Here is a 14,966-nt window from a genome sequence, read left to right as displayed (position 1 = left end):
CGCCGAGGGTGGGGAAGCTTCCGTGCTGCCTCAGGTTCAGCGAAAGGGGCCCCGGCGGGTCCCGCACCCGGAGGGCGACCGGCCAGGTGACTTCTTCCTCCGTACGGCCCCGGCCGGTGTGGGTGTCCGGCTCCCGTCAGGCCCCTGTCGTCACGGTCCGCTCCGCCGACCAGCCGCCCCAGGTGCCGTCGGGCAGCCGGGCCCGGAGCCGCACTTGGTGCCGGACCCCACGGCCCCGGCCCACATAGAAGCTGTAGGCCGACCGTCCCTTCGGCGGGGTGCCGCCCCAGACCAGGGAGGTGGCCGTACCGCCGTCGAGGCGGATCTGGTACTCCGTGACCACACCGTCCACCTGCGGCGGGTCCCAGGCCAGATCGAGGTAGTAGGCCCCGCTCTCCTCGTGGGTCCGCGCCGTGAACGCGGTCGGCGCGGTGTCCTGGCCGTCGCCGCTGCCCGGTGTGGTGAGGCGCACCGCCGCACTCGGGGGCGAGAGGTTGTCGGCCGCGTCCCGGGCCCGGACGGTGAAGACATAGCGGGTGCCCGGCCGCAGCCCCATGACCACGGCCGCGGTCTGGTTGCCGCCGACACTGTGGATCTTGGCGCCGCCCTGCCAGATGTCGTACGACACCACGGCCCGGTCGTCCGTCGAGGCGCCCCAGGACAGCTGCACGGCACGGCTGCCCACGGCCCGGCCCACCGGTCGCGCGGGCCGGGCCGGCGCCGAGCGGTCGGCGGCGACCATCGCGGGGGTGGTCGCCCGCACCGCACGGCTGCGCGGCCCGAGGCTGCCGTCACCGCCCCGGGCTCGGACGGTGAACACGTACGCCGTGGACGGCGTGAGCCTGGTGACGTCCACCATGTGCTGGGAGCCGGGCACTTCCTCGACCTTCGTGGTGCCGCGATACACCTCATAGGTGCGGATCCCGGAACCCTCCGGCAGCTCGTTCCACATGACGTGCACGCTGGTGGCGCTCCCGGCGGCCGCGGTCACCCCCGTCGGCGCCCCCGGCAGCCGGGCGCTGTCGCCGGCGGCGGCCCCGCCCCGGCCGCAGGACGACACGAACAGCAGGGCGCAGACCACGACGGAAACTCGGCGCACGGTTCCGCCTCCCCGGGACCGGCAGCACGGCAATGGTCCGGACCAATATGGCTGGCTGCGATGCGGACATCAAGAGGGCCGTATTGCAGTCGCCGGGGGAGTGTTACGTATGCTGAGGGTCCTGTGGTCGAACTTCCCAGGAGAACAGGGGAGTTCGCGCCTGTGGCGCGGAACGCTGTCGTCGCTGATCCCGCGCCGGCACGGGCGGCCGGGGCGGACTGGGCCGGCACCGGCTCAGCGCCCCGGCCCTCGGCCACCGCTCACGAAGTGTCAGTTTCGTTGCGCCGAACGGCCCTGTACGGCCCTCACGTGCTGGCCCGGCCGCCGGACCCGCACCATCTTGTTCCGGGTGATTCCATGTCCCCCACGAAAAGGGTCCCTCATCGTGCGTGTCCAGTCGCTGACGCTGGCCGCGGCCGGCGCCGCCCTGCTCGCCCCGGCCACTCTGCCCACCCCGGCCGCCTCGTACGCGGCCCCCGGTGACCGGCACCGGATCACCGCCACCGAACTGCTGGCCCGGGTGCGGGAGTGCACGCAGGTCTCCAGAGGCCGCTACCGCTCCGATGCCGACACCGCCGCCACCGTCCCCGTGTGCGGCACCCGGCAGGCCGTCTTCTGGAAGGCCGACCTCGACATCGACTGCGACGGCCAGCGAACCTCCCACTGCAACCGCAGGGCCGACCCGGCGTTCACCGCCACCACCGCCTACCAGCAGTCCAACGGCCGTCAGCTCAACGCCGAGAAGCTGCCCTACGTCGTCGTGCCCGGTCCCAGCGGCCGCTGGAACCACTGGGCGGCCGGCATCCGGGGCGGCGCGATCGCCGCGGTGATCTACAAGGACCGGGTGCAGTACGCGGTCGTCGGCGACACCGGACCCCGCGACATCATCGGCGAGGCCTCCTACGCCACCGCGAAGGCGCTCGGCGTGAACCCCGACCCGCGGGTCGGCGGGGTGCCGTCCGGCGTCACCTACATCGTCTTCAAGGACTCCGGGGTCCGGCCCATCGAGGACCGCGCGGCGGCGGAGGCGGAGGGGGAGCGGCTGGCGGAACAGTTCGCCGAGGACGACTGACCGGCAGGCCGGCCGCCCCCGGCGGTGCGGGTCAGACGGCCGCCCAGCCGTTGTCCACCGGCAGGATCGCGCCGTTGATGTTGCTCGCCGCGTCCGAGGCCAGGAACACGATCGCCGCCGCCTGCTCCTCGGGCTCGGAGACCTGGCCGACGTTGCCGAAGTACGGGCCGAGCGCGGCCGGCCCGTGCGCGCCGTCCTCCAGGTCGATCTGGATGCCGGTCCTGGTGCCGCCGGGTGCGATCGCGTTGGCCCGGATGCCCTGGTTGCGGTACATCACCGCCAGGTTCTTGGTCAGGCCGACGACACCGTGCTTCGAGGCCGTGTAGGCGGCGCCCGCCGCGCTGCCGCGCAGGCCGGCCTCGGAGGCGGTGTTGACGATGGCGCCCCGGCCCGCCGCCAGCATGTGCGGCAGCACCGCCCGGGTGAGCAGGAACGGCGCGGTGAGGTTGACCCGTATCACCCGCTCCCACTCCGCGTCGCTGACATCCGCCAGCGCCGACATCCGGTCCATGATCCCGGCGTTGTTCACCAGGACGTCCACTCCGCCGAACCGCTCCACGGCGGTCGCCACCACCTCGTCCACCACGGACTGCTCGCCGAGGTCACCGGTGACGGCCACGGCCGTACCGCCCGCCTTCTCGATCTCCGCCACGGCCGTGCCCGCGGCCTCGGCGTTCAGGTCGGCGACCAGGACCCGTGCCCCCTCCCTGGCGAAGGCCAGGGCGGCGGCGCGCCCGATTCCCGATCCCGCGCCGGTGACGATGACGCCGCGCCCTTCGAGTCCGCTGGCCATGTGGTGCTCCCATCAGGTGGTTCGAGGGCGCTCGGCGCCCGGTGCGGTCACACCATACGACTTAATGTCGTAGAGTGACATAAAGTCGGGGCCTGAATTTTCCGTCACACCGCTGCCTCGGGGACAATCCCGGTGCAGCAGCCACCGGCACGGGAGGGACAGATGACCGCAGGGGGACGCACGGGACGGCCGCCCCTGACCGAGGAGCGCAAGGCCGAGATCAGACTGGAGATCGCCCGCGCCGCGGTGGACCTGTTCGTCGCCCAGGGGGTGGCCGCGACCACCGGCGAGCAGATCGGGCAGGCGGTCGGCGTCTCGGCGCGCACGGTGTGGCGCTACTTCCCGAGCAAGGAGGCCTGCGTGCGCCCGCTGTTCGCGGCCGGCATCGAAGCCGTCGCCGACTGCCTGCGCGCCTGGCGCCCCGGCCAGCCGCTGGAGGAGGCCTTCGAGCACGCGGTACCGACCGACAGCCGGCTGGTGCGCAGCTCGGACCGCGCCACCATGGCCGCCCTGGTCCGGCTGACCCGTGTCGAACCTGGACTGCGCGCGGAGTGGCTGCAGTCCTACGACGAGGCCGAACCGGCGTTCGCCCGCGCCCTCGCCGATCGTTGCGGGCTGGCCGCCGACGGCCTGCGGCCCACCATCCAGGCGGCCATGCTCAACGCGGCCCTGCGCGCGGCCGTCGAGCACTACGCCTGGCGCGTCGCCGACGAGACCGTGGACCCCGTCACGGCGGAGGCCGAGCTCACGGCGACCATGCGCTCGGCCCTCGCGGTGGCGGCGGAGGGGCTCGCCTAGGGACGGCTGTTGTACGCCTGCGCCCGCAGCGCCGGACGGCCCGCGGAGAGGGCCCGCGCCGGCCAGGACACGCCGACGGTCCGGGACTCGCCGGGCAGCAGCCACAGATAGTTGTGGCTGTAGAGCGTCGGCAGTACGCGCCGGCCGTCGGCCTCGTCCACCAGGGACAGCCGGACCATGGCGGCGACGGCCGACCCGCGGTTGCGGACGGTGGCCGTCAGGGAGTGACGGTCCCCGGAACGGGACACCCGCCCGGCCGAGACGGACACGTTCACCCGTGGGATTTCGCCGAGCGCCTGGAGGGCGGCGGGGTCGCGGTGGCGCCAGTACGTGTTGCGGGACAGCTCCCTGCCGGCCGTGTCCGCCAGGGTCAGCCGGAGCAGGTGCAGGTCCGGCAGGTCGTCGGCCCAGCCGGCGGTGAACGCCTCGGCGGTGGCGGACCGTGCCACGTCCACCTTCGCCGTCCGGCCGCTGCCGAACTGCCGCCCGGTCAGGTCGTACAGCCGGGCGGTGACGGTGGCGCCCCGGAGCTCCGCGCGGGTGTGGTTGACCGCGAGGACCCGCCACTTCACCGGATCGGCCTGGACGTGCAGCGGCTCGCAGGCGGAACGGGCGCCGTAGTAGGCGCCGTTGACGTCGAAGTCGTAGTCGTAGGTCTGCCAGACGGTGCTGTGCCAGGCCGGGTGGGACATCCACAGCATCAGACCGCTGGCGTTGTCCCAGAGGTTGGCGTTCCAGGCCTCGAACATGGCGCGGGTGTTCTCGAAGTTGACGAACTGCGCCTTGCGGGCGAAGTCGTCCAGGCCGGTGGCAGCGCCCAGACGGGTCTCGATGGCCGCCTTGTAGTTCTGCGGCGCCTGGTTCCCGTGCTCGCTCCAGTCGTGGTAGTACCAGGCGCCGCCGATGGGCCACTCCGGCTCGTCGCCCGTCAGGTTGCGCAGGCTCGCCGCCGTGGAGACGACCGGCATGCCGATCTCGGTGTGGAAGCCGAAGTCCTTGCTGCCGTAGGTGGCGGGGTCGAAGTACTTCTCCGGCTCCACCCAGCCGTAGGGGCCGCCGCCCGTGACGATGCCGCCCGCCGAGTTGTTCTGGTACAGCAGCCCGGGGGCCTGCTGCTCGACCGCCTCGCGCATGCCCTTGTCGATCGCGGCCGGCGGGTTGCCCTCGTTCGCCCCGCACCAGACGGCCACACAGGGATGGATGCGGTAACGCAGCACGGTGTCCCGGGCGATCGCGTTGAAGGCGTCGTGGTCCGGCGGGTCCATGCCCCAGGCGTTCGGGAAGTCGTTCCAGACGAGGATGCCGTGCCGGTCGCAGGCGGCGAAGAACTCCTCCCGGTCGCTGCTGCCGACCCAGTTGCGGATCATGGTGAAGTTCATGTCGCGGTGCATGCGCACCGCCGCGTCCATCCGCTCCGGCCCCATGCGGCGCAGCAGCTCGTCCCAGCCCCAGTTGCCGCCGCGGGCCAGCACCCGCACACCGTTGACGGTGATCTTCAGCGGATCGGGGGCGTTCGACACGGACTTGACGTCGGTCCACCGCTCGCCGTCGGAGGACACCCGGACGACGTACGTCTTCGGGTAGGCCGTCTCCCAGACGATCGCCACCCGGTCGAAGGCCCGTGCGGAGCCCAGGTCCACCTGGATCCACTGGTGGTCCTCGTACTGCGAGGACCAGCGGGTGCCCGCATCGCCGTCGGTGGCGTTCGAGGCGGGGTGGTCGGACTCCTCGGTGGAGGCCGTCGCCGTCCGGTGCAGGGCGAGGTCGGTGCCGGGGTCGGTGCTGTCGACGACGGCGAGGGACCACAGCGAGTTGCCCCAACTGGTGTTGCGCAGGCCGCAGTCGATACGGACGTAGCGGGCGGTCTGCCGGTCGAAGTCCTCGACCTGGAGGCTCGCGTTGCCGTCGTTGAAGGGCAGCGGCACGGCCGAGTTGTCCACCGCCCGCACATCGGTCCACTCGGTGCCGTCGGCGGAGACCTGCACCACGAACGTCCTCGCGTACGCCCGCTCCCAGGTGAGGTCGACCCGGTCGAAGGACTGCACCGAGCCCAGGTCGACGCTGACCCACTGGTCGTCCTCGTACGCGGAGGACCACCGGGTGTCCGGATCGCCGTCCGTCACGTTGGCCGGGCCGTGGTCGTCGCCGTCCGTGCTGGAGGCGTCGGCGGGCGCGTGCAGGGCGAGGTCGGTGGCCTGCCGGGCGCTGTCCCGTACCGCCAGGGTCCACAGCGAACTGCCCCAGGAGGTGGCCCGGGTACGGCAGTTGATGCGGACGTGCCGTGCCTGCTGCCGGTCGAAGGTGACGGACTGGGTGTACGCGTCACCGGACGCGGTGAACGGCAGCGGCACCTGGTACTCGTAGCCGAACTGGCGGATGCCGAAGCGGGTGGTGCGCCGGTCGCTCTCGGTGCCGTCGACCGACGCGGTGAGCGTGAGGTCGTGCAGCTCCGGCTCGCCCAGACCGTTCGGCCACCACAGCCGGGGCTCGCGCAGCCGCAACTGCCGGAAGGCGTCGGGCGCGAAGACGACGTCGACGGCGCCGCCGGCCGGCACCGCGACCGCCTTGGAGACCCGGACGTCGCCGAACGCCGCGGTCACCGTCGCCGTACGGTCCGTGGAATCCGCGTTGCGGACGGGTACGACGACGGTCAGTTCGGCGACGGAGACGTCCGGCAGGTTCGGCAGGACCGTGTCCACGCGCGGGTCGCCGATGACGACCTGCCCGGTGGATCTGAGCCGGACGTGGTTCCAGATGCCCGCCGCCCGGTCGCGGACCGCAGGCATCCAGTCCCAGCCCGAAGCGGCCAGATAGGTGGGCGAGTTGAGGTTCATCTGCCCGGCGCCCGCGTCCACCCACGACTCGCCCAGGGGGCCCTTGTCGCCGGGGCTGCCGGGCACGGGCATCGGGGTGATCCGCACGGCCAGCGCGTTCGCGCCGTCGGCGGCGAGCAGCCGGGTCACGTCGTGGGAGGAGCGGGCGAACGGATAGGTCAGGTCGCCGACATGCTCGCCGTTCAGCCAGATCTCGGCCTTGTGGTTGACGCCGTCGAACTCCAGCCAGATGCGGCGGCCGGCCCCGGTACGCAGACCCCGCGGCAGCTCGAAGTCCCGCTTGTACCACCAGGAGTGCCGGGACAGCGCCTCGGGGATGCGCAGGTTGTTCAGGCCGGACACCGGGTCGGGCAGCATGCCTTGGTCCACGAGGGAACCGAGGACCGTGCCGGGGACGGCGGCGGGCAGCCAACCGCTGGTGTCGGCACCGGCCTTCGACAGACCCGAACCGTCCGCGCCCGCCCAGTCGTCGAGGGTGAGACGCCAGCCGGACTCCACCGGCACGGTGCCGTCGTCGGCCACGGTCAGCCCGGGCGCCGCGCCGTGCCGGACGCCCCAGTCGGTCCAGCCCGTCGCCGGGGGCCGGTGGCCCTCAGGGATGCCGTACACCTCGAAGCCGTTGAGGCCCAGCGGCAGGGGACTGGAACGCTTGCGGCACGTCATCCGCACCCAGCGCGCCGACGCCGGGCGGGGCAGCTGGACGTCCACCACGCCGCCGGTGCCGGCGGTCGTGCGGTGGACGCTCGTCCAGGACTTCTCGTCGAGGGACGTCTCGACCACGAAGTCGAGCGCGTAGCTCGACAGGATCTCCTTGCCGGTGGTGCCGTCGGCCGGATTCCCGGTGGCCGGAGGCGTGAACACCGGGTCGGCGGTGTCGGCTTCGAAGGTCAGGCGGATCCGGGTGACCTCGCAGGCCGCCTGCAGGTCCACGGCGATCCACTGCGGGTCGCCGTCCCCGGCCCGCCAGCCGCTGCCCCGCACGCCGGGCGCGGTGAGGCTGTCGACGGCGAAGGACCCCGGGGTGGCGGCGTAGGCGGTCGAGGAGACCGAGACGGGCCGGTAGAGGGCGAGTTCACGGGGCGTGGCGGCCTTGGCCGGGGTCCCGGTGGGGGTGGCGGCCGCGGCCGGCACCGGGAGCACCGAGCCGAGTCCGAACCCGGCCAGCAGGGTGGAGCCCGTGGCGACTATGGAACGCCGCGACGGATTGCGCGACGGAACCGGCTGATCTGTCATGATTCTGACGTCCCATCAGGGATCGGCGGAGCGTGCCGAATCGGCTCCGGGCACCCCGCTTCGAGCACAATGACAACGTTGCCAAAGGCTGTGTCGCCGGGGGCTTCCTGTCAAGACCTGATGCGTGGATCGACAGCTGTGCGGCAGGTCCGCGGGTGGTGGGTGTGGTTCGGAATTCATGTACGCGAAGTGCACACCGGGCGGCGGCGCGCAGGCGTGTCTCGGTCGCGCCCGGTGTGCTGCGGGCCCGAAGGCGGAGTGGGGACGTCGCCGGATCGCCCGATGGGACGGTGGTCACCGGCGTGACGGCGCGGCAGTGCGCGAAACGCGTACCGCGAACCGAGGCGACGGACTGCGTACGGCCCCGGCGGGGGTCTCGGCGATGGCGGTTACAGACGTGAAGGAGTGCGGCCGCCGGTCGAACCGGCACGTCGTGCCATCCGCATGCCGTGCGGTGGGCTCCGCGACGGACCCGCTGGAGGTGCGCACGCGGTACCTGGCCGCGGCCGGCGACCCGCCACGGCTCCTTCCCGCACGCCGGTGGATGGCCCGCACCCCCGGGTTCCCCGGCCCCGGCCTGTAGGTGACGACCGCCGTGACGACCGCCGTGACGACCGCCGTGGCGATCGTCACGGGGCTCGCCGGTCTTCCCCTCCTGCGCGCTCCTTCTCCTGCTTGCCGGAAGAGGACGGCTCCGGCCGGCATCGCAGGAGGGTGTATCGGGCCCGTCGCCCCGCGATGCCCGGACCCGGCCCGGCTTTCCCCGGGGCCCGCCGGACACCGCTGCGACCAGGGGGTTCTCAGACCTTCCGGTAGGTGTACGCCTCGGCTGCCGCCGCTTCCACGGCGTCGAGGTCGGCCCCGGTGGCCGCCGTGACGACCGCGGCGATCGCGCCCTCGACGAACGGGGCGTCCACCAGACGGGTGCCGTCCGGGAGTTCGTCGCCCTCGGCGAGCAGCGCCTTCACGGTGAGCACCGCGCTGCCCAGGTCGGTGAGGACGGCGACCCCCGCGCCCCGGTCCACGGACGCGGCAGCGGCGGCGATCAGCTCGGCGCTGGTGCCGAGCCCGCCGCCCTCGGTGCCGCCCGCCGGGGCGACCGGCACCGCCGTGGCACCGCCCGACAGCCCCTTGGCCAGCTCCGCGACCGACGCCGCGACCTCCGCGCTGTGCGACACCAGTACGATCCCGACCAGCTTGCCGTCACTCACCGGCCGCCTCCGCGAGTCCCGCGACGAGCAGCGCCGACGAGGTGGCCCCCGGGTCCTGATGGCCGATGCTGCGCTCGCCGAGATAGCTCGCCCGGCCCTTGCGGGCCTGCAGCGGGATCGTCGCCTCGGCGCCCTGCTCGGCGGCGGCCCGCGCCGCGCCGAAGCCGTCGCCGAGCGCGTCGACCGCCGGCACCAGGGCGTCGATCATCGTCTTGTCCCCGGGCGCGGCCCCGCCGAGCGCCATGACCTTGTCCACCCCGGCCCGCAGCGCCTCGGCGAGCTGGGCCTCATCGACCTCGGCCGTGTCGCCGAGCGCCTTGCCGGTACTGCGCAGCAGCGTGCCGTACAGCGGCCCGGAGGCTCCGCCGACCGTGGAGATCAGCTGGCGTCCGGCCAGCGTCAGGACGGCACCCGGGGTGGCGGGCGCCTCCTTCTCCAGCGCGGCGATCACCGCCTTGAACCCACGCTGGAGGTTGCTGCCGTGGTCGGCGTCCCCGATGGGGGAGTCGAGGGCGGTGAGCCGCTCCGCCTCACGGTCGACGGAGGCGGCGGTCGCCGCCATCCAGCGGCGGAAGAAGTCGGCGTCGAGCACTGGATCTCCTTGCGTAGCGGTACGGACGCGGGTCGGTGCCGGTCGGTGTCGTCTCCCTCCTCACATGCCCCAGCGCAGCGCCGGTGTCTTCACCGGCGCGTCCCACAGCCGCAGCAGTTCCTCGTCGACCTGGCAGAGCGTGACCGAGGCACCGGCCATGTCCAGGGAGGTGACGTAGTTGCCGACCAGTGTGCGGGCCACGCTCACCCCGCGCTCGGCGAGCACCCGCTGGACCTCGGCGTTGAATCCGTACAGTTCGAGGAGCGGGGTCGCGCCCATGCCGTTGACCAGGACGAGGACCGGACTGCGTGGCGGCATGTCCTCCAGGACGGCGTTGACGGCGAAGTCGGCGATCTCGCCGGACGTCATCATGGCCCGCCGCTCCCGGCCCGGCTCGCCGTGGATGCCGATGCCCAACTCCAGCTCGCCGGGCGGCAGATCGAAGGTCGGGGTACCCTTGGCCGGGGTGGTGACGGCGCTCAGCGCGACACCGAAGCTGCGGGAGTTCTCGTTCACCTGGCGCCCGACGGCCTCCACCCGCTCCAGCGGCTGCCCCTCGGCGGCGGCCGCCCCGGCGATCTTCTCGACGAACAGGGTGGCGCCGGTGCCGCGCCGGCCCGCGGTGTAGAGACTGTCGGTGACGGCCACGTCGTCGTTGACCAGCACCTTCGCCACCTGGATGCCCTCGTCCTCGGCGAGCTCGGCGGCCATGTCGAAGTTGAGCACGTCACCGGTGTAGTTCTTCACGATGAACAGCACACCGGCCCCGCTGTCCACGGCCGCGGCGGCCCGGGCCATCTGGTCGGGCACGGGGGAGGTGAACACCTCGCCCGGACAGGCGGCCGACAGCATCCCGGGGCCCACGAAACCACCGTGCAGCGGCTCGTGCCCGGAACCGCCGCCCGAGATCAGCGCGACCTGGCCCGCCACCGGGGCGTCCCGCCGGACGATCACCCGGTTCTCCACGTCCACGGTGAGCTCGGGATGGGCCGTCGCCATGCCGCGCAGCGCGTCCGCCACCACGGTCTCCGGGACGTTGATCAGCATCTTCATGTGATACTCCCAGCGAGATTACCAGTCTAGCCTCTGGCCTGCTTCTTTCCAGGTCAGAGGAGGCTTCGTCAGTTCTCGGTCTTGACGCTCTGCAGCGGTCGGAGGCGGGCTGTGGCGAGGCTGGTGCTGACTCAATGCTGACTTCGGTGACGACTTTTCAGGTTCGGGCAGAGGGTGTGACCGCGAGCGGCGTAGTTCTCCTGACGGCAGTATCGACCTTGCGAGCCCGAAGGTCACGTTCGCGGGCCGGCGGAGGGTGCTTGAACGCCGGGCGACGCGATGGCCCGAACGGCCCGTCGAGAACTGACCACCTGCTGTCCGCAGGCGACGGCGACGGACTGGCACCGGCGGAGACGAACCGGTCCAGGCGGGCTCGTAGGGGCGCGTCGCGCGGAAGCCGCGCACCCTCTCAGCGCCCGCACGCCTCTACCCGGGGTTGCAGAAGTCCGTTAATACGGACTTCTGACCTAGAGGGGGATGTAAGTGACAGACACTGATACGGGGTCCACTGATGACACTGCGGCGCCGGATTCGCCAGGTGACGGAAGGGAGGGCCGTGGCGGAAGGACCAAGATCCTGATCGCTCTTATCGGCGGCTTGGCGGGCGTGGCGGCAACCGTCATCCCTGTGGTGCTGAGCCAGAAAGGAGGCGACCCGCCGGTGTCGCCGAGCAACACACCGTCCGATGTCGTGACCGGTTCGGATGCGAAAGACGATGATCCGTGCGATCTCGACCGACTCGGTGACTCCTGGAATCAGCCGCCGGCCCAGCGCTACAACGAGACCCTCTTCGCCAGTCGACTGAGGCCCAGGGTCTATTCGACCGTGACCCCGGACAGCAACCCGGAAGTCAGCGTGAAAGGGCAGCTCAGCCTTGACGTGCCCGCCGGTCAGGTCCTCTACCTCGTCAGACGTCCCGACCCCGAGACCAGGGACTCATTCGGTAACTCCGGAAACAACCGGTACTACCCGGCCACGCCCTTGACGCCCACCTCGGCGGGTTGCTGGGAAGACGACAACCGGCCGGTCGGCTATCCGGGCGTCAAGGGAATCGGGCAGATCTACATGCTCGTCCTCGTGGGCCGGGACCAGGCCGCCAAGTTCCCGGCGGATCGCAAAGCCAAGGACTGGGACGGCTTCAGCCCGGACCAGTGGCGGGCGATCAACAGCATCGACGTCATGACCTTCGACGTCTCTACGGCCTAGCCCTGGCCCTGCGCCGGCGACGTCGACGACCGAGAGGCCGGCCGTGCCCGCTCCCAGGGCGATGCAGAGGGTGCTGCCCAGTGCACGCCGGGACGCCGACGGGGTGCGCGACGGAATCCGCTGTTCCCCACCTGCGTGTCCCCGTGAGCCGGGGCCGTGGCTCGGCCGTCCCCTGGACGGTGGGTGCTCCTCCGACCGGGTGACCGGCCGGGACCGTGGCAAGGGTCCGGGCACCGGCGAACACCCTGCCGGGCCGGCCCTGCGGTCGTCGACTACTTGACGTCGACGTAGTCCCCGGCGGCCGTCGAGGCGGCGGTCGAACTGTCCGTGCCCTGCCAGAGGAAGGCTTCGGTGAGGGCGACCCCGCTCGAACTGGTCGCCGTGTACGTCACGGTGACGGACTGCTTGGTGGTGGTTCACAGCACGATGTCCTTGCCGCCGTTGATGACCGCCTTGGAGAACTTCATGCTGCCCAGCGAGGTGTCGGGGTGGACAGAACGGGCGGCGAAGGAGGCGGGCCCTGCCGCCGTCCCCGGACGCTCCGCCGCCTGGGCGGCTGCCGGAAGGCAGAGCGCGGACACAGCGAGGGCGCCGGGAAGGGCTACCGATAGGGCACGTATACGCATGTGACACCCCGTGAGGTCGAGTGGAGCCCGCCGGAGGTCTCCGAGCAGGTATGCCGGGCGCGTGCGGCGCACAGGCCTCATGCGCACCGTACGTCGCGCGGCCCGTGGCTCGGCATCCGTGAAACCACGCAGTTCACCACGGGTGCGGCGGCAGGCCTCGCCGTGGCTCTTGCGGGCTTTCGCCCGCCCATGCCCACGGCGGGGCGCCGTCAGGGGGTGTGTCCGCCCTGGGTGAGGAGGACATGGGTGAGGGACGCCCGGTTCGCGACGCCCAGCTTCCGGTAGATCTGGCTCAGGTGGGTCTCCACGGTACGCACGCTGAGGAACAGCGCCTCCGCCACCCGGTGGTTGGTCATGCCCTTGCTGACCAGGTGGGCGATCTCCCGTTCCCGGTCCGACAGCAGGGCCCAGGGCCCCTGCGGCGCGGGCGACCGGGTCTGGTCCGCGAGCTCCTGGCGCCGCCGCGCGACCGTGCCGGCGAGCCGTGCCGAGCCGCACCGGTCGGCCAGTGCCCCGGCCCGGTCCAGCCAGTCGGCCACGTCCTGCGTGCGTCCCGCGGCGAGGGCGACTCCGGCCGCGTCGAGCAGCGTGCGGCAGAGCTCGATGCGTTCCCCTCCGGAGGCGAATCCCTCGACGGCCTCCCGCGCGCGGCGCAGCGCTCCGCCGACGTCGCCCCGTACGGCGTGGTCCCACATCCGTGCACCCGATGCGCGAAGGCCCGTCGGCCCGCCGACGGCAGCTGCCCGGCACAGGACTCGGCCAGCTCCGCCCAGTGCGCGGTGCCGGCCGGGTCGGAGGCGGCGGCGGCCGCTCTGGCCAGCGCGTCGCACCAGCGCGGCTTGCGCCAGCCCGCCACCCGGGAGAGTTCATCGCCCCCGGCCGCGTCCAGCAGCAGCCAGCGGGCGTGTGCCGGGTCCGACGTGCCCGCGTGCAGGGCGAGTTCGGCGTGGAAGCAGCTCACGGAGACGGCCCAGGCGGCCTGCGAGCCGTCCACGATCTCCAGTGCCCGGGCGGCCGACGCCTGCCAGGTGTGCGGGCCGTCCGTTCCACCTTGCCAGAACAGTGTCTCGGCACGGACCATCGCGATGATCGCCTCCGTCACCGGGGCACCGCCGCCCGCCAGGACCGCGTCGGCCCGGTCGAGCGTGGCCAGTGCGGCGCGCAGCCGCCCGGAACGCAGCTGGGTGTTGGACAGTACCGTGAGGACGTCGGGCTCGACGTAGACCTGACCGGTGCGCAGGCACAGCGCGGCGGCCCGCTTCAGATGGCGTTCTGCGTCATCGAGTCGTTCCAGTATCCCTTCGGTCATGCCCAGTTGGAGCAGCGCGTCCAGGTTCGTCGACAGCAGGGAATCGCCGGCCGCGTCCACGAGATCGGCCGCGGTCGTCGCCTGCCGGCGTGCCTCGTGCTGGTCGCCCAGGAACAGGGAGGCGAGGGCCGCCTGGGCCAGGGCGTGGGACTCGCCGACCTGGTCGCGGTGGTCTCGGGCCAGCGCGGCGGCCGTCTCGGCATGCCGGCGGGACGACTCGTAGTTGCGCACCGTGTAGGCGTGGTCGGCGAGTTCGACATGCAGGGCGGCGGCGACGGCGCCGTCGTGTTCGGTCAGGGCGGCCAGCCCGGCCCGGGCCATGGACCCCGCCTCCAGGTGCCGGCCGCGGTGGCGTTCCAGCCGGCTCGAATCGGCGAGTGCGGCCGCCTCGTCGGAGCCGGTGATGGTGGACCGCAACGTGTCCAGCAGCGCGCGGGCGTCGGCCGCGCGTGTACGACGGTGAGCGCGTTTTCGTCGAGCCCGGCCAGTTCGCCCAGGATCGCTGTCACGGCCTGGTCGTGTGCCGGGCTGCCTTGAGCGCTCAGCGCCTTGAGGTACAGCGGATTGCCCAGGGCATCGTCGTAGAGGGTGTCGGCGTGCGGACGACCGCCGAGCAGTTCCGCCGCCTCCTCCCGGGAGAGCGGACCGAGGTGCACGGTGGTGAGGAGACCTGCTGCCGCCGCGCGCGTCAGCAACTCGGCGCTCGCGGAGGGCAGCTGGCGGGGACGGTAGCCGAGGAGACAGAGCGACGGGATGGTGGCGGCGGACCGCAGGGCCTGCTCCGCCAGGGCTGTCCCTTCCTCGTGCAGGGCATGCAGATCGTCGACCACGACCACCACGGGCGTGCCCGGACGAGGTGTCGTGCCGGCGACCGCCGCCGCGGACACGACCGGGATTCCGTCGGCCCGGGCCAGGGCCGCCACAGCAGCCAGGAGGGTGCTCTTGCCGATGCCGGGCTCGCCGGTCACCGCGACGGCCCGCCCGAAACCGGCCCGCAACTCGACGACGGCCTGCAGGAGTTCGCCGGTCTCGGCGGTGCGGCCCACGAACGCGGACATCTCCTCGCTCGCCCGGCCGGACGCGGACAGACCGCCGTACTTCGGATCATCAGCCATGACCGCAGCGTAGTGACACCGACGG

Annotated in this window: 12 protein-coding genes; 3 read left to right on the top strand and 9 right to left on the bottom strand. The window is 72.4% G+C overall.

Annotated elements, in window-relative coordinates; translation table 11 throughout:
- Positions 1 to 136: 136 nt before the first annotated feature.
- Positions 137 to 1,099 carry a fibronectin type III domain-containing protein gene (locus JF597_RS13125; protein WP_293993412.1) on the bottom strand — a complete coding sequence of 321 codons (963 nt, stop codon included), beginning with the start codon at positions 1,097 to 1,099 and terminating at the stop codon, positions 137 to 139.
- Positions 1,100 to 1,484: 385 nt separating this feature from the next.
- Between JF597_RS13125 and JF597_RS13120 the strand changes: the two genes are divergently transcribed.
- Positions 1,485 to 2,171, top strand: coding sequence for a glycoside hydrolase family 75 protein (locus JF597_RS13120; protein ID WP_293993410.1), 687 nt, complete (start codon positions 1,485 to 1,487; stop codon positions 2,169 to 2,171).
- A 31-nt stretch (positions 2,172 to 2,202) separates the two neighbouring features.
- On the opposite strand, the gene JF597_RS13115 is transcribed toward JF597_RS13120, so the two are convergent.
- The gene (locus JF597_RS13115; protein WP_293993408.1) at positions 2,203 to 2,964 is read right to left on the bottom strand and encodes a glucose 1-dehydrogenase; all 762 of its coding nucleotides are present in this window, start codon (positions 2,962 to 2,964) and stop codon (positions 2,203 to 2,205) included.
- A gap of 162 nt (positions 2,965 to 3,126) precedes the next feature.
- Here JF597_RS13115 and JF597_RS13110 point away from each other — a divergent pair, with 162 nt between their 5' ends.
- Positions 3,127 to 3,762, top strand: coding sequence for a TetR/AcrR family transcriptional regulator (locus JF597_RS13110; RefSeq protein WP_293993406.1), 636 nt, complete (start codon positions 3,127 to 3,129; stop codon positions 3,760 to 3,762).
- Here JF597_RS13110 and JF597_RS13105 read toward each other — a convergent pair.
- The 4 genes from JF597_RS13105 to dhaK all read right to left on the bottom strand — a co-directional run bounded on the left by JF597_RS13105 (position 3,759) and on the right by dhaK (position 10,685).
- On the bottom strand, positions 3,759 to 7,829 hold the full coding sequence (locus tag JF597_RS13105; protein ID WP_293993404.1) for a discoidin domain-containing protein: 4,071 nt from the start codon (positions 7,827 to 7,829) through the stop codon (positions 3,759 to 3,761). The two genes, JF597_RS13110 and JF597_RS13105, sit on opposite strands and share 4 nt — an antisense overlap.
- Positions 7,830 to 8,629: 800 nt before the next feature.
- Positions 8,630 to 9,040, bottom strand: coding sequence for a PTS fructose transporter subunit IIA (locus JF597_RS13100; RefSeq protein WP_293993402.1), 411 nt, complete (start codon positions 9,038 to 9,040; stop codon positions 8,630 to 8,632).
- Positions 9,033 to 9,632, bottom strand: a complete 600-nt coding sequence (dhaL, locus tag JF597_RS13095) for a dihydroxyacetone kinase subunit DhaL (RefSeq protein WP_293993401.1) — start codon at positions 9,630 to 9,632, stop codon at positions 9,033 to 9,035. Before dhaL ends, JF597_RS13100 begins: the two co-directional genes overlap by 8 nt.
- 60 nt (positions 9,633 to 9,692) lie before the next feature.
- Positions 9,693 to 10,685, bottom strand: coding sequence for a dihydroxyacetone kinase subunit DhaK (gene dhaK, locus JF597_RS13090; protein WP_293993399.1), 993 nt, complete (start codon positions 10,683 to 10,685; stop codon positions 9,693 to 9,695).
- A gap of 483 nt (positions 10,686 to 11,168) precedes the next feature.
- Here dhaK and JF597_RS13085 point away from each other — a divergent pair, with 483 nt between their 5' ends.
- Positions 11,169 to 11,891, top strand: a complete 723-nt coding sequence (locus tag JF597_RS13085; protein WP_293993397.1) for a hypothetical protein — start codon at positions 11,169 to 11,171, stop codon at positions 11,889 to 11,891.
- A gap of 416 nt (positions 11,892 to 12,307) precedes the next feature.
- Here the strand turns inward: JF597_RS13085 and JF597_RS13080 are convergent, their stop codons facing one another.
- The 3 genes from JF597_RS13080 to JF597_RS13070 all read right to left on the bottom strand — a co-directional run bounded on the left by JF597_RS13080 (position 12,308) and on the right by JF597_RS13070 (position 14,941).
- Positions 12,308 to 12,517 (bottom strand): hypothetical protein, encoded by a 210-nt coding sequence (locus JF597_RS13080; protein WP_293993395.1) that lies wholly within the window; start codon positions 12,515 to 12,517, stop codon positions 12,308 to 12,310.
- 209 nt (positions 12,518 to 12,726) lie between these two features.
- Positions 12,727 to 12,873: a LuxR C-terminal-related transcriptional regulator gene (locus tag JF597_RS13075; protein WP_293993394.1), complete on the bottom strand. Its 147-nt coding sequence runs from the start codon at positions 12,871 to 12,873 to the stop codon at positions 12,727 to 12,729.
- A gap of 1,246 nt (positions 12,874 to 14,119) precedes the next feature.
- Complete coding sequence (locus tag JF597_RS13070; protein WP_293993392.1) at positions 14,120 to 14,941, bottom strand: ATP-binding protein; 822 nt, start codon at positions 14,939 to 14,941, stop codon at positions 14,120 to 14,122.
- Positions 14,942 to 14,966: the final 25 nt, after the last annotated feature.

The organism is Streptomyces sp. (assembly GCF_019510245.1).
Classification (GTDB): Bacteria; Actinomycetota; Actinomycetes; order Streptomycetales; family Streptomycetaceae; genus Streptomyces.
This window is presented reverse-complemented; position numbering and strand designations above follow the sequence as displayed.